Source organism: Vibrio sp. 10N.247.310.98, assembly GCF_041467395.1.
GTDB lineage: Bacteria > Pseudomonadota > Gammaproteobacteria > Enterobacterales > Vibrionaceae > Vibrio > Vibrio crassostreae_C.
Genome location: NZ_JBFSUL010000023.1, coordinates 58,518 through 72,601, shown reverse-complemented (window position 1 = coordinate 72,601; position 14,084 = coordinate 58,518). Strand labels below are relative to the sequence as shown.

At 45.4% G+C, this 14,084-nt stretch carries 12 protein-coding genes and 1 pseudogene; 6 read left to right on the top strand and 7 right to left on the bottom strand.

The window, feature by feature from the left end; translation table 11 throughout:
• Positions 1 to 488 (bottom strand): annotated as a pseudogene (locus AB6E78_RS11530) (hypothetical protein); the annotation flags it as partial.
• Positions 489 to 768: 280 nt separating this feature from the next.
• Between AB6E78_RS11530 and AB6E78_RS11525 the strand changes: the two are divergent.
• Positions 769 to 1,680, top strand: a complete 912-nt coding sequence (locus tag AB6E78_RS11525; protein WP_017063530.1) for a LysR substrate-binding domain-containing protein — start codon at positions 769 to 771, stop codon at positions 1,678 to 1,680.
• Between the two features lie 139 nt (positions 1,681 to 1,819).
• On the opposite strand, the gene AB6E78_RS11520 is transcribed toward AB6E78_RS11525, so the two are convergent.
• Positions 1,820 to 2,020 (bottom strand): DUF4250 domain-containing protein, encoded by a 201-nt coding sequence (locus tag AB6E78_RS11520; RefSeq protein WP_004736508.1) that lies wholly within the window; start codon positions 2,018 to 2,020, stop codon positions 1,820 to 1,822.
• A 132-nt stretch (positions 2,021 to 2,152) separates the two neighbouring features.
• Positions 2,153 to 2,833: a hypothetical protein gene (locus tag AB6E78_RS11515; RefSeq protein WP_017062029.1), complete on the bottom strand. Its 681-nt coding sequence runs from the start codon at positions 2,831 to 2,833 to the stop codon at positions 2,153 to 2,155.
• A gap of 237 nt (positions 2,834 to 3,070) precedes the next feature.
• Between AB6E78_RS11515 and AB6E78_RS11510 the strand changes: the two genes are divergently transcribed.
• Positions 3,071 to 5,461 carry a YgiQ family radical SAM protein gene (locus AB6E78_RS11510; protein WP_372133558.1) on the top strand — a complete coding sequence of 797 codons (2,391 nt, stop codon included), beginning with the start codon at positions 3,071 to 3,073 and terminating at the stop codon, positions 5,459 to 5,461.
• Between the two features lie 85 nt (positions 5,462 to 5,546).
• Here AB6E78_RS11510 and AB6E78_RS11505 read toward each other — a convergent pair whose 3' ends face one another.
• From AB6E78_RS11505 to AB6E78_RS11495, 3 genes are read right to left on the bottom strand one after another with little or no spacing between them, the layout of a single operon-like run.
• Positions 5,547 to 6,011 (bottom strand): GtrA family protein, encoded by a 465-nt coding sequence (locus tag AB6E78_RS11505; RefSeq protein WP_017070766.1) that lies wholly within the window; start codon positions 6,009 to 6,011, stop codon positions 5,547 to 5,549.
• Positions 5,998 to 7,485, bottom strand: a complete 1,488-nt coding sequence (locus tag AB6E78_RS11500; RefSeq protein WP_372100500.1) for an ArnT family glycosyltransferase — start codon at positions 7,483 to 7,485, stop codon at positions 5,998 to 6,000. Before AB6E78_RS11500 ends, AB6E78_RS11505 begins: the two co-directional genes overlap by 14 nt.
• Complete coding sequence (locus AB6E78_RS11495) at positions 7,482 to 8,501, bottom strand: glycosyltransferase family 2 protein (protein ID WP_102398635.1); 1,020 nt, start codon at positions 8,499 to 8,501, stop codon at positions 7,482 to 7,484. The genes AB6E78_RS11500 and AB6E78_RS11495 overlap by 4 nt, the downstream gene beginning before the upstream one ends.
• Before the next feature lie 125 nt (positions 8,502 to 8,626).
• On the opposite strand from AB6E78_RS11495, the gene AB6E78_RS11490 reads away from it, so the two are divergent.
• The 4 genes from AB6E78_RS11490 to AB6E78_RS11475 all read left to right on the top strand — a co-directional run bounded on the left by AB6E78_RS11490 (position 8,627) and on the right by AB6E78_RS11475 (position 12,621).
• On the top strand, positions 8,627 to 9,304 hold the full coding sequence (locus AB6E78_RS11490; protein WP_372110741.1) for a response regulator transcription factor: 678 nt from the start codon (positions 8,627 to 8,629) through the stop codon (positions 9,302 to 9,304).
• Positions 9,301 to 10,587 carry a sensor histidine kinase gene (locus tag AB6E78_RS11485; RefSeq protein WP_372110738.1) on the top strand — a complete coding sequence of 429 codons (1,287 nt, stop codon included), beginning with the start codon at positions 9,301 to 9,303 and terminating at the stop codon, positions 10,585 to 10,587. Before AB6E78_RS11490 ends, AB6E78_RS11485 begins: the two co-directional genes overlap by 4 nt.
• 138 nt (positions 10,588 to 10,725) lie before the next feature.
• The gene (locus tag AB6E78_RS11480; RefSeq protein ID WP_372110736.1) at positions 10,726 to 11,661 is read left to right on the top strand and encodes a 1-aminocyclopropane-1-carboxylate deaminase/D-cysteine desulfhydrase; all 936 of its coding nucleotides are present in this window, start codon (positions 10,726 to 10,728) and stop codon (positions 11,659 to 11,661) included.
• Between the two features lie 222 nt (positions 11,662 to 11,883).
• Positions 11,884 to 12,621, top strand: coding sequence for a dienelactone hydrolase family protein (locus AB6E78_RS11475; protein ID WP_372133561.1), 738 nt, complete (start codon positions 11,884 to 11,886; stop codon positions 12,619 to 12,621).
• A 75-nt stretch (positions 12,622 to 12,696) separates the two neighbouring features.
• On the opposite strand, the gene AB6E78_RS11470 is transcribed toward AB6E78_RS11475, so the two are convergent.
• Complete coding sequence (locus AB6E78_RS11470; RefSeq protein ID WP_229647089.1) at positions 12,697 to 13,950, bottom strand: D-amino acid dehydrogenase; 1,254 nt, start codon at positions 13,948 to 13,950, stop codon at positions 12,697 to 12,699.
• Positions 13,951 to 14,084: the final 134 nt, after the last annotated feature.

The window sequence follows — 14,084 nt, the reverse complement described above, 5'->3', positions numbered from 1 at the left end:
CGATTGTTCTGGTTAAACTCTAGGAACGTGGCCAATATCAGTTGACCACTACAAATGTAATGGTAGTTGGTGTTGAACCACTTAGTCATATCAGAAGCCGCAGAGCTATCTTTAGTGCCGTCACTAGACGTATGCGTACCACCGCAACAAGTCGACTGAACCTGAGATTGACCACGCCCCACACGGAACAAAGTATCTAAATCTGGGAAGGATTTTTCATCTTCAGAACCACCAGTATGGCGCTTTGGTACGTGGCCTAGAAGTAAAGTCGTTGTTAATACATGGTCGTACCATGCGAAGTCACCCGCAGTTGCAAAGCTAAGATTCGCGTCAGCTTGTACATTCCAGTTACGATTTCTTAGTTCGCTACCGAGTTGCTTTAAATCTGATTGGCTAATCTCACCGCGCCAGTATTTTTCTAAAGTGAATTTGAGTTCGCGTTTTTCGCCGATACGTGGGTAGCCTAAAATATGCGTTGTCGTAGTCATGAACCTGTTCCTTATTCAATAATTTTTAGTGTTCGATCAAACTGCCTAGCTTATGGTTTAAGTTCTTTATAAGGCGTCTGGATGGCTAAACTATCTCCCTAATCTGAACGATGAACAACGTCCAAATATTCATCTTGTTTATTAAAAATATTCATCTTGAATAATCTAAAGCTGAAAAATTAAATCCATCTGGACATCTAGACGTTTACAAATGAAAGAAAACCCCGTAGGGTGATTATTAAGAAATATTGAATTGGCTTAGGGAATATGAGGAAAACTCATGATAGAGCTTAAACACCTTCGAACATTGACTACCTTAAGAGACAGCGGCTCGCTAACAGCGACGGCAACTTCTCTTCACTTGACTCAGTCGGCGCTTTCTCACCAACTGAAAGACCTTGAGGCGCGTATCGGTGGTCAGCTTTTCCTACGTAAAACTAGACCAGTTAAGTTCACCTCTGAAGGTGAGATTTTGCTTAGGCTTGCCGATGAGATACAGCCAAGAATAGCTAAAGCGGAGAACGAACTCGCGAGCCTGAAAGAGGATGTGAATGGTCGTTTGCACATGGCGATTGAATGTCACTCATGCTTCCAATGGTTAATGCCTGCTTTGAAGGAATATCAAGTGGCTTGGCCAAGCGTAACGCTAGATTTCTCGTCAGGCTTTGGGTTTGAGCCGCTACCCGCGCTAATGGCAGGCGAGCTAGATTTGGTGATCACCTCTGATATACAGCCTCGCTCTGAGGTTCACTACGAACCACTCTTTGATTTTGAGATGCGTTTGATCACCGCAATCAACTCACCTTTGGCAGAAAAGGCGAGCATTGAACCGCAAGATCTTAGCGATCTCACTATGCTCTCCTACCCAGTTCAAAAGCAGCGTTTAGACGTAGTGAAGCACTTTTTGCAACCAGCAGGTGTAGAACCTAAGAAGTGGAAACAAGCAGACAACACCTTAATGTTGGTGCAAATGGTATCGGCAGGATTAGGTGTCGCGGCATTACCAAATTGGGCGATCAGTGAGTTCTCAAGACAAGGTTTGATAGCCAGCAAACCGTTAGGTAAAGGGCTTTCAAGAAGACTGTTTGCCGCAGTAAGAAACTCAGAAAAAGACAAACGTTACCTACAGGCTTTCTTTAGCACAGCAAGACAGCAGAGTAAGAGTCACTTAGATGGTATTGAGGTCGTTTAAGAGGTTCATTATTGAGCTAGCTTAAGCCTGTATTAAATCGGAAAGGCAAACGCCAGAAACAAAAAAAGTCACAGATAATCTGTGACTTTTTAGTTTCAGTATCGATGATTTTCGATATCTGTTGATTCGCGAAAATAGACTATCTTGGATAAGACTTAAACTGGTTAGTCAATGGGTCGTATTGATAGCCAAGCATATCGAGCTTGCCCACGACACTTTCTATATCCATTTCATACATACTGATCAGCTCTTCAAAGCTATCGCACTCTAGGCGAAGTTTCTCATTCACGATTCCCAGCAAGATAATGCTATCGAAACCTTTGACGTTGCTTAAATCCATCTCGTACTCCTTACGAACACACCGACTAAAATTAAGTTTAGAACGCTTACCAAGGCCATGCTAAAAAACTGATCACACTTCTTAAAGAGAATGCGTGATTAATGAGCGCACGTAATTAATGAAAGTGCGCGATTAAAGTGCCCACACTGGCGTTAAACCCACAGCCGCAGCCAATAACATCAGTAACGAAACCGTCAGTTGAAGTTTTTCCGGGGTTTTAACGAACAGTAGATGCCAACACCACACCACGATAGCTGAGATTAGCAAAGCAAAGCTGAACAGTAGCGTTGAAATCACTGGTTCTAGTTGAGCTTCAGACAAAGAATAGACACTCACGACTGTTGCCAAAACCACCAACATGCCCGTCAAAACACCAACAACAGGCAGAACACGGTGAAATGCCTGTAAGCGTGTTCTTGCAATCGTCAGCAGTAAATGGCCAAACGCTGAGCCTAACAGTGCCACTAGCAATACAGTAGTGATGATACCAACGGTAGTTGCTTGTTCCGTCGCTTGGATAGCAACGTAAGACAATGCCAAACCACAAGCTAAGTACATCACCCAAATAGGGCCAGAATCGCGTGTCTTCTTAGTTTGAACTTGAGAATAGAAATAAAAGATCGCAAACACGACCAGAAAGGCTTCAATTTTTACTGAGGCAACGGCAAGCCACAGCACGCCAATCGCAGGTAACATCTTGTGGATACGACCACGCTGCCCCGGACAAATATCCCCTTTCACCAAGATGAGGGTTAAGATCAGTTGGGCTCCTAAAAGCATCGGAGCAAATTGTACTAATAACGTTTCGACCATTGTGGATCTACTTCTTCAGACTTATTTTCGCGAATAATATCAAAAACTGCTGCGAACACTAATCAAAATCACAAATTAGCGACGTTATTCAAGGCTTCAACTATGCTGTTGTATGGTTCTTTTGTCGCCATTTACCGTAAAAAGACGAAAGACACCAGAACTAACAGGGGCATGTTCTACTGGCTAGTCTAGGCTCATGCCGCTATAATTCCCGCCTCAAAAATCAGAGGTTGAAATATGTACAGCGATATCACTCCTATTCACGAACACAAAAAATACTGGGCCGAGTGCTACGGAACTGCACCCTTTTTGCCTACCAGTAGAAAGGAGATGGATGCTCTTGGATGGGATAGCTGTGACATTATTATTGTAACTGGTGACGCTTATGTCGATCACCCGAGCTTTGGTATGGCTATCATCGGCCGTCTGCTTGAAGCTCAAGGTTTCCGCGTGGGCATTATTGCTCAACCAAAGTGGGACAATAAAGATGCCTTCATGAAGCTAGGTAAACCTAACCTATTCTTCGGCATCACAGCGGGTAACATGGACTCCATGATCAACCGCTACACCTCTGATCGCAAATTACGTCACGATGATGCTTATACTCCGAACAATGAAGGTGGCAAGCGTCCTGATCGTGCAACTCTGGTTTATTCTCAACGTTGTCGTGAAGCTTACAAAGGCACGCCAATCGTGCTTGGTGGTATTGAAGCGAGCTTACGTCGTGTAGCTCACTACGACTACTGGTCAGATAAAGTTCGCCGCTCTGTATTGTTTGATGCAAAAGCTGACATTCTTCTTTTTGGTAACGCTGAGCGTGCACTGGTTGAAGTAGCACACCGCATTGCCGATGGTGAAGACATGTCTACGCTGACCAATATCCGCGGTACTGCTATCAATCTTCCTGCGGCCCCTGAAGGCTTCAAGATCATTGACTCTTCTCGTATCGAAAAGCCGAACAAAGCGTATGTTCCGGTTAACCCGTACGAAGTTGAAACTCAGTGTGATACCAAGAAAGACGAAAAAGAAGAAGTAAAAGCGCAACCTATTACTATTCGCCCTTCTCGTCACGATGCAAAAACTACAGCGGTTCGTATCCCAGGTTACGAAAAGCTAAACAATGACCGTATTCTTTACGCTCACGCTAGTCGTATTCTGCACCTTGAGACAAACCCGTACTCAGGTCGTGCTCTGATTCAACGTCACGGTGATCGCGAGCTTTGGATTAACCAAGCGCCTATTCCATTGACCACAGAAGAGATGGACTACGTGTTTGGCCTTGCGTACAAGCGTGTTCCGCACCCGATGTACAGCAAAGCGAAAATCCCAGCATACGACATGATCAAAACCTCGGTTAACATCATGCGTGGTTGTTTTGGTGGTTGTTCTTTCTGTTCAATCACAGAGCACGAAGGTCGCATCATTCAGAACCGTTCGAAAGAATCTATCTTGGATGAGATCGAAGACATTAAAGATAAAGTACCGGGCTTCACAGGTACTATTTCTGACTTGGGCGGCCCAACGGCGAACATGTACCGTTTAGGTTGTTCAGATCCAAAAGCTGAAATTAACTGTCGTCGTCCATCATGTGTGTTCCCGAAAATCTGTGAAAAGCTAAACACAGACCATCAACACACTATCGACCTGTACCGCTCTGCGAGAAAAGTACCGGGTGTTAAGAAGATCATGATCGCTTCTGGTGTACGTTACGACTTAGCGATTGAATCTCCAGAATACGTTCGTGAGCTTGTGACTCACCACGTTGGTGGTTACTTGAAGATTGCTCCAGAGCATACTGAAAAAGGCCCACTGGATCTGATGATGAAGCCGGGCATGGGCACTTACGATCGTTTCAAAGAGATGTTCGAGAAGTACAGCGCTGAAGCCGGTAAGAAACAGTACTTAATTCCTTACTTTATATCTGCTCACCCGGGCACAGAAGATGAAGACATGTTTAACCTTGCAATGTGGCTGAAAAAGCACAACTACGAGTGTGACCAAGTACAGAACTTCTACCCATCGCCAATGTGTAATGCAACGTCGATGTACTACTCAGAGACTAACCCTCTGAAGCGCGTGAAATATAAGAAGCGTGAAGATGTGCCAGTGCCTAAAGGTGATCGTCAACGTCGTCTGCATAAAGCACTGCTTCGTTACCACGATCCTGAAAACTGGAAGATCATCCGTGAAGCGCTGATCAGCATGGGTAAACAGCACTTGATCGGTGATAAAGCAAACTGCCTAGTACCAGCAGAAGACTTTGATGCACAAACACCAGCACAACGTCGTAAGTCTGGTCGTCACGGTTCACAGCGCTTTGCGACTAAGCACAGCAAGTCTCAGCCAGGTCTTGGTGGCGAAAGCCCACGTAACCACTCTGGTAAGAAACCGGGTGGCAAGAAGCCGACTGGTAACGGCAACGGTAGCCAAGGCAATGCTAACCAAGGTGGCGGTAATGGCAATGGTCGTAAACCAGCGACTGGCTTTATTAAGAAAGGCCCTGGAGGTCAGCAATCGCAAGGTAATGGCGGCGGAAATGGCAAACCAAACAGTAACAAAACGGGCAATGGTCAAGGTGGCAAACCTGCGGGTAACGGCAAGAACCGCCAGCGCGCAGCACAACGCTAATATCGCGAGCCAATTTACTTCGCTATCGTAAAAACACAAAGCGCAGCTATTTAGCTGCGCTTTTTTGTGTCTGCTACTAGGGAGCTTAACGTGTGAACACCCAATACTGACTAAGCAAATAGTTACTGACCATGCCCACCAAGATGCCAACCGCCATTGCGATAAACACTGCCCCAGTAAATGCAGGGAGTAACTCCGTCATCAACTTAAAGCACAGCAAATTAGGTATCGCCGATATCGATGCTGACAGCATGAACTTTTGCCACTGAATCAGCTTTTCGGACCAACTCCCCTGCCCTTTGAGCTCAAAGGTCAACACTCGATTTCCAAACCAAGTTGTCGTTGCAGCTACGATGAAAGAACCAATTCGAGCACTCATCAAAGGCAGTCCAATAACGTAATGCAGCAATGCAAACACGGCACAATCGACAACAAAGCCACCCGCCCCCACCATAGCGAATTTAATCATCTTATGGTGAGGTTGTAGTTTTTTGTTTAGCGCGTCGAACTTGTGGCTAAACAGTCTCGATGACGAGTTAAAATTGAACATCGCCATCACTTCGAATATGGCTCAACGATAGATTTGGTTTGATATTTTGGCTATGACAACTAAATAGAGCGCGCTTGATCTTCACCGTCGGTTCTAAAATACAGGTTAACGCGTTGTCTTTAATCTTGGTTTCTACTTCCGCTCTTTTACCAATCAGATAGAACTTGTCGATACCATCTAACTGTTCAACATCGAGTAACTTTTTCGCTTGTCCATGACTGTAAAACTGCCCGGAGAACGGTCGTTTACCGACATAAAAGCTCGGCGCTTCATCCGTAATCTGTTCGAAGATAATACGGTCACTTTTCTCATTCGCTTTGCCTAAGTTGAGGTAGACCATTGCAATCATTAGCAACACAGGTAGCACTAAAGCCACACTCGAGAACCACTTCTTATCTTTTTCTACTACAAGCATTGCCACCAACAAGCCAAGGGCAGGAATGCCTGGCAACACATAGGCAGGAAGAATATTACCCGCCATGGTAAAAAGAATCAGAGGAGAGACCAACCAACACACGAGGAATGAAAACAATCCACTATGTTCAGCGTTAACTTCTGCGATTTTCTTACGACGGGCGAAAGTCAAAATAGGCAACACAATCGACCACGGTGCAGCCGCTTGAAGCCAAAACAACCAGATCATGCCTCTTGCTTGGTCATGGGCAGAACCGTATAAATCGCCCTCCCAGCCACTCACAACAAAACGCTTAAAGTGCTCGCCAACAATAAAGTAATCAATAAAACCCGGTGTTGCCATTTCAGCCATGATGTACCAAGGCAAGGCAATCGCCAGCATCACACCTAAGCCAGACAACAGTGGAAAGCGTTGCCATAACACTTTGAAAGCGCCAAAGAAGCCATGTTGCAATACTAACCAAGGGAAAACAGCGATACCCATGATCACAATCGCTACCGGCCCTTTTGCAAGCAAGCCTAGTGCTAAACCAATGAAACCAACATAACCCCAAGACCGATTAGTCTCAGCATTGCCCTCTCCCTTACAACTCTCTCCTCCTAACCAACATAGGTAAAAACCTAACATGGCAATGGTCATCGCTAACGTTAACGCCATGTCGGTCATCACAGCACCCGCCGCAATAGAGAAAATCCCACATGTCGCCAATACCACAGCCGCCACCAAGGCACTTTGTCCGGTACGCTTAGCCATGTATGCAACCAACAGAATCGTCGCAAAACCTGCTAGCCAGTGTGGTGCACGCACAGCAAACTCACTCAAACCAAACAGCTCAATCCCAGCCGCACTCATCCATGTGAACAACGGTGGTTTACCCCAGAAAGGGATGCCGTAATCAAATTGAGGGGTTAACCAATTGCCGGTTTCTACCATCAAGCGAGCCATTTCTCCATAGCGCGCTTCCGTAGTGTCCATTAAAGGGTATGTCGCCAGAGATAAGAGCCTTAGAACCAATGCAAAAGCCAACAAATACCATAGGTGCGTTCGGTTCAGGCTCATGCTGACTCCTCTAATTTAAAATGCGTTTTTAATGCAGGGGTATCGACCACCGATTGGATCAGATACAAAGGGCGGTTCTTGGTTTCGATGAAAATACGACCTATGTATTCCCCCATTAAACCAATACTCAGAAGTTGAATGCCGCCAAGGGCAAGTTGAACCACCATCATTGACGGGTAGCCCGTAATAGGCTCACCAAACATCATGGTTTTGAACACGATGAAGACGCCATACACGAAAGCAGTAAGCGCCACTAATCCACCAACGGCCGTCGCAATACGCAGTGGGCGGATAGAAAATGATGTGATGCCATCCATCGCCAATCCGATGAGTTTCAGGTAGTTCCACTTGGTCTCGCCACAGAAGCGAGCGTCGCGCTTAAACTGAATCGTTGCTTGTCTAAAACCTGGCCATGAAAAGATGCCTTTCATGTAACGGTTACGTTCGGGCAGTTGGTTGATATGGTCGACAACCTCTCGGCTTAACAGTCGGAAATCACCGACATTTTCTGGAACATCGATCTTCGCTGCCACGTTCATGACTTTGTAAAAGCTTGCTGCTGAAAACTTCTTAAACCACGTTTCACCATCACGTTGGCTACGCTGCATATTCACAACGTCATAGCCTTCGCGCCACTTGGCAACCATTTGTGGGATCAGCTCCGGCGGATCTTGCAGGTCTGCGTCTAACAAGATCACCGCTTGTCCTCGGCAATGCTCAAGACCAGCACTCATGGCTGACTCTTTACCAAAGTTACGGCTTAAACCAATCACAGAAATTGAGCTATTGATTGAAGTGAATGAACTCACCAAGTCCAAGCTGTTGTCTTTGCTGCCATCGTCGACATAAACAATCTCACTCGTGATCGGTAAGCTATCCAGTACCTTGGTTAAGCGAGAATGAAACTCTTCTAACACCTCTTGTTCATCGTAAAACGGCACAATGATCGATAGTGAAACGGCGGGATTGATCCGTGATGTGGAGACTTTAGGTCGGCTAATATGAAGTTCAGACATAATACGTTCTTCTATTTTTTAATCTGAATCCAATCTACCCCCTCATAAGTGAAAGTTATGTTATTGACATATTTTTCACGCTCACTCAGGATAATGTTACCGTCTATTTCTGTATGAGAATCAAAATGAAACGAGTTCTATTAGTCGAAGATAACCGTGAAATCGCAGGTGTCTTGTTTGATTATTTTGAGTGTATTGGCATGGAACTCGATTATGCGGACAACGGCGAACTCGGCCTGCAACTCGCGTTGGAAAACTCATTTGATATCATCATATTGGATCTGATGTTGCCAAGAATGGACGGCCTCACGGTTTGTAATAAACTGCGAGACCAAGGCAACGCGACACCTATTTTGATGTTGACTGCGTTAGATAGCCGCGATGATATGTTAAAAGGGTTTGAGCATGGTGCCGATGATTACCTAACCAAGCCTTTCGATTTGGATATTTTAGAAGCGAGAATGAACGCACTGGTTCGTCGTTACCGCGGAAAAGTCGCCTCTTCAAAACTTCAGTTCGATGAACTCACCATCGACCAAAAAACCCGTAAAGCTTACCGCCAAGATAAACTACTAGCGCTCAACCCAACCACTTACACCATACTTGAGATGCTGTGCCAAAGCGCACCTGAAGTAGTCACTCGTGAAGCTATTTCCTACAAGTTATGGGAAGAAAACGAGCCCAACAATGATGTGTTGCGCAGTCACATTTATCAGTTACGTAATCAACTCGACAAGCCTTTCGACACTCAGATGTTAATTACGGTGCCTAAAGTTGGCTTCCGATTGGAGCCATCGAATTGATTTCAAATGTTCTTACAAGCACAAAAACCCTAACGGGCCGCTTAGCGGTTTTCTTTGGGTTAATGGCCGTAATTGTGTCGGCATTTGTCTATGTGGTATTTATCACAGCCCTGTACTTGTCGGAAGACCGCGTGGGTGAAAGACGCATCCTAATTGACCGCAACTATGCAGTCGGGTTATTCCAGTCAGGTGAAAGTGGAGAGCTTCGTATTGATGACCTGACTATCGCTTACAACGATCTTTCCTATCTACCGAAAAAGTATTTAAAGTATATTGAAGGCAAAGAAAATTTCATTGGTGAGGTCGGTGAAGATCCAGAATCTCGCATGGTCTATGTAGGCGAGTATACTCATGAAGGTAGAACTCACCCTATTGTTCTGCTTTCTGAAATAGACCGTGTCGAGCTTAGTGTCTTTGAGCTCGTTTATGCCACCACATTTGTATTAGCCCTTCTCTCTATTCTAATATTCAGCTTCGGAGCTCTGCTCTATCGGTTGTCTAAACGGCTGATTGAGCCCTTCAACTCCCTGTCTGAACAGCTTGAATCCAATAAGCTCAATCTAAACGAAGAATTTGGAGTGAATGACGATGCGGCGGTGGAGTTTCGTCAGTTGACGGATCAACTCAATCAATACAGAAGAGAAATCAATTCTCTAGTAAAACGCGAGCAAGCTTTCGCACGCTACTCAAGTCATGAACTAAGAACTCCGTTGACTGTTGCTCGTGGTGCCAACAAACTGTTACTGAGAAGCGAAACAACCGAATTTCAATCTCGTCAGGTTGAACGTATTGATGAAGCCATTGTTCAAATGTCTGAAATGGTCGATGCACTGCTTGGTCTCGTTCGCTATGAAAGAAACAGTGACGATGCGCCACTGCGACTGTTTAGCCAACAAGAGTTAGAGGCTATCGTCTCAAAAAACTCAGCACAGGCGGATGAGAAAGACGTCGACATCTCCATGCATGTTCAATCCGAACCCACCATTCAAGCCACCAGCGCGATAATGAACATGTTGGTCGGAAACTTGTTGAGAAATGCCATTGCAGCGACCAATAGTGGCACCGTAACGGTCACTCTGTCCCACGAGAGTGTTGTGATTGAAGACCAAGGAGAAGGCCTCCAAGAACAATACAATCCAAATGGGCATGGGTTAGGTTTATTGATTGTCGAGGACTTATGTCAACGCTTCCAATGGGGCTTTGAATTGGTCAATCGCAGCTGTGGTGGATGTACCGCTAAGATCACCTTTCAAACCGATCTATCCGCATCCACCCCAGAGTAAATGAGTTCATAGTTCGAAGCTCAATATCGAACGAAAACTTGATTTAGTTGGTTTACAGCGGTCCCTAGCTACTAGATACTCGTCAGTCCTATTTGAACTATAAATGCTGGCTCTGAGTCAGCATTTTGTCTAAGTGCGATGAAACTAAATAATAGCCCTGTAACTCAACATCAATACAACGAGCACACCTTTTTCTTAAAGCGTGACGATCAGCTTCACTCCCACTTTTGCGGCAACAAAGCCAGAAAGTTCATGAAGCTACTGGAAGACGATAGCCCAAACACCACCACTCTAATAAGCTATGGTTCCGCTCAGGCTAACTCCTTGTTCTCACTCGCCGCACTTGCGAAAATCAAAGGCTGGACGCTTGAGTTTTACGTCGACCACCTGCCTCAATGGCTACAAGAACGCCCACTCGGCAACTACCGTGGCGCTATCGATCTCGGGGCTAAGGTTATTTCAGTCAAAGAAACAGGCTCTGAGCTTCATCCACAAGAGTATATTGAGCAAGTAAGACAACCTGACTCACACTGCATTGTGTTACCCGAGGGTGGCCGCTCTCAGCTTGCTGAGTATGGTGTTAAGCAATTGGCAATGGAAATACTGAGCTGGACTCGCTTCGAAAACCAACACGATTTTGTGATCGCACTCCCCGCAGGGACTGGCAGTACTGCGCTGTACCTTCATAAGCATTTAAAAATGCACAACATCCCAGTGTTAACCTGTGCTTGTGTTGGTGGCAGTGACTATTTAACGCAGCAATTCAATGAGCTTGGCGAAAGTGAACATCCGCAGATATTACCGCTTAAAGCCAAACACCACTTTGGAAAATTGTATCAACAGGATTATCAAACTTGGTTGGCTCTACAAGAACAAACTGATATTGAATTCGACCTGCTCTACGACCCATTAATGTGGCAATGCTTAGAACAATGGCAAGAAGATAACCCAACCAAAACTGTCATCTATATCCATCAAGGTGGTATCTTAGGTAATGAGTCGATGTTGCCGCGCTATCAACGTAAGTACCCAGAACTTCGAAGTAGTCACACCGCTGATAACGCTACTTGGTAGTAATCCGTTCTTTTCTACTCTAATGCCCCGCGTTTCTGCGAACTGAGAATTTCTCAGCGCATCATGAACAGCCATCGCACTCCCTTTCGATGGCTGTTTATCAGTAATAGCCACCTGCTATCCCTGCCAGACATTTCAAGTTAGAGACAGAAATCTGGCGAGAATCATCGCGTTATCTATACTTTCGATTGGAACGTCAATTGTCATCGAAAGGAATTACGCATGCGAAAACTCACTACACTCGGCCTGTTTTCAGTTTTACTGCCCTTCTCTGCGATATCAGGAGAAAACGTCACTTACCAAGTCGATGGGATGGATTACGAAGGTTATTGGAGTGAGGCCAGTGACCAAGCACCTTTAGTACTGCTAATACACGATTGGGATGGCTTAACCGATTACGAAAAGAAACGTTCTGAGATGCTCAACGAACTCGGTTACAACGTGTTCGCCATCGACCTATTTGGTAAAGGCATTCGCCCAACCGAAGTGAAAGACAAAAAACAACACACAGGTGAACTGTACAAAGACAGAGAGAAAATGCGTGCGCTACTCAACGCAGGAGCCATGGAAGCGAAAAGACTTGGCGGCAACTTAGATAACAACGTAATAATGGGATACTGCTTTGGTGGAGCTGCTGTATTGGAAGCTGCTCGTGCGGGAATTCCTTCGAAGGCTTACGTAACCTTCCATGGCGGTTTATCAACACCAAAAGGCCAAGACTACTCGCAGACTAAAGCTCCCGTAGTCGTGTTCCACGGCACGGCTGATGCCATGATTTCAATGCACGACTTTGGCAACCTTGCCGCTGAACTTGAAACAACCAAAGTTCCGCATGAAATGATCACCTACAGTGGGGCGCCGCATGCCTTTACCGTATTCGGCTCAAACAACTATCAACAAGAAGCTGACCAAAAATCTTGGGATAGATTTACCCATGTGCTAGAAACCACGACCAGATAATCTTCTCCCTCAGAACCCACAACCCCATTCGAAAACTTAAGAATGGGGTTGTTTAATTATCACTGCATCATCTCGCTACAAATAGCGGTGGATACTTAAGTCATCAGTTTTAATATCACTAGCTGAGCCACTGACCACGCTTGCCAAGATCTTTCCTGAGCCACATGCCATTGTCCAACCTAATGTCCCATGTCCAGTATTTGTAAATAGGTTCTTGATAGGCGTCTTACCGATAATAGGCGTACCATCCGGCGTCATTGGTCTTAACCCAGTCCAGTATTCAGCCTTAGAAAAGTCACCCGCTTGTGGGAAAAGATCTTTAATCACCATATCAATCGTGGCTTTGCGTTTTTCAGGGATAAGGTAATTAAACCCCGCAAGTTCTGCCGTCCCTGCAATGCGAATACGATCATCAAATCGCGTCATCGCTACCTTGTAAGTTTCATCCATCACAGTCGAGGTTGGTGACTTATCTGCATTCACGATCGGCAGTGTTAGCGAATAGCCTTTCACTGGATAAACCGGGATCGACAAATCGACTTGCTTCAACAGTTCTCGAGAATAGCTTCCTGAAGCGACCACGTAAGCATCCGCTTTGAACTCGCCTTGAGTCGTTGTAATACTCTCAATGGTTTGATTCTGATGATTGAGCCTAACCACTTCGGTATTAAACACGAACTGAACGCCGAGTTGCTTGGCTTTTTCGGTCAAGGTTAAACAGAACTGATGACAATCACCGGTTTCATCGTGTGGTAAATACAGGCCGCCCACCAGCTTGTCTTTAACGTCTGCTAAACCAGACTCCACTGACAGACACTGTTCAACATCAAACAGCGAGTGTTCGATTCCACTCTCTGTTAATAGCTTCATATCCTGCTGAATAGCGTCCAATTGTTTTTCGCTTCTGAATACTTGCAAGGTGCCTTTCTGCCGGCCCTCATAAGCCAAATCTTCACTGATTCTTAGATGAGTCAGGCAATCTCGGCTGTAGTTAGCGACTCGTAACATCCGCGATTTATTCTGTGCGTACTTGGCTTCATTACAGTTGGCGAGCATCTTAGTCGCCCAAGACATTAACTCTGGAGAAAGAGAAGGCTTCACTTTAAGTGGCGCATGTTCTTGGGTAAGCCATTTCATCGCTTTCAAAGGGATGCCCGGTGCCGCCCATGGTGATGAATAACCGTAAGAAATTTGCCCGGCATTCGCAAAACTGGTTTCTTTGCCACTGCTATCTTGACGATCAATAACCGTGACCGAGTGTCCTTCCTTCGCAAGGTACCATGCGCTGGTCAATCCAATAACACCACTGCCAATTACAATAACTTCCATTCTCTTCCCCTAATGCCTGACAAAGCCAAATCTGTCGAACACAGCTGTCAGTCTAAAACTCGTTTCGTTAATAATTTGTAACTTATTCCGCATGTGTTGACTTAACAATAGAGGTGGCATTGACAAAACATCAA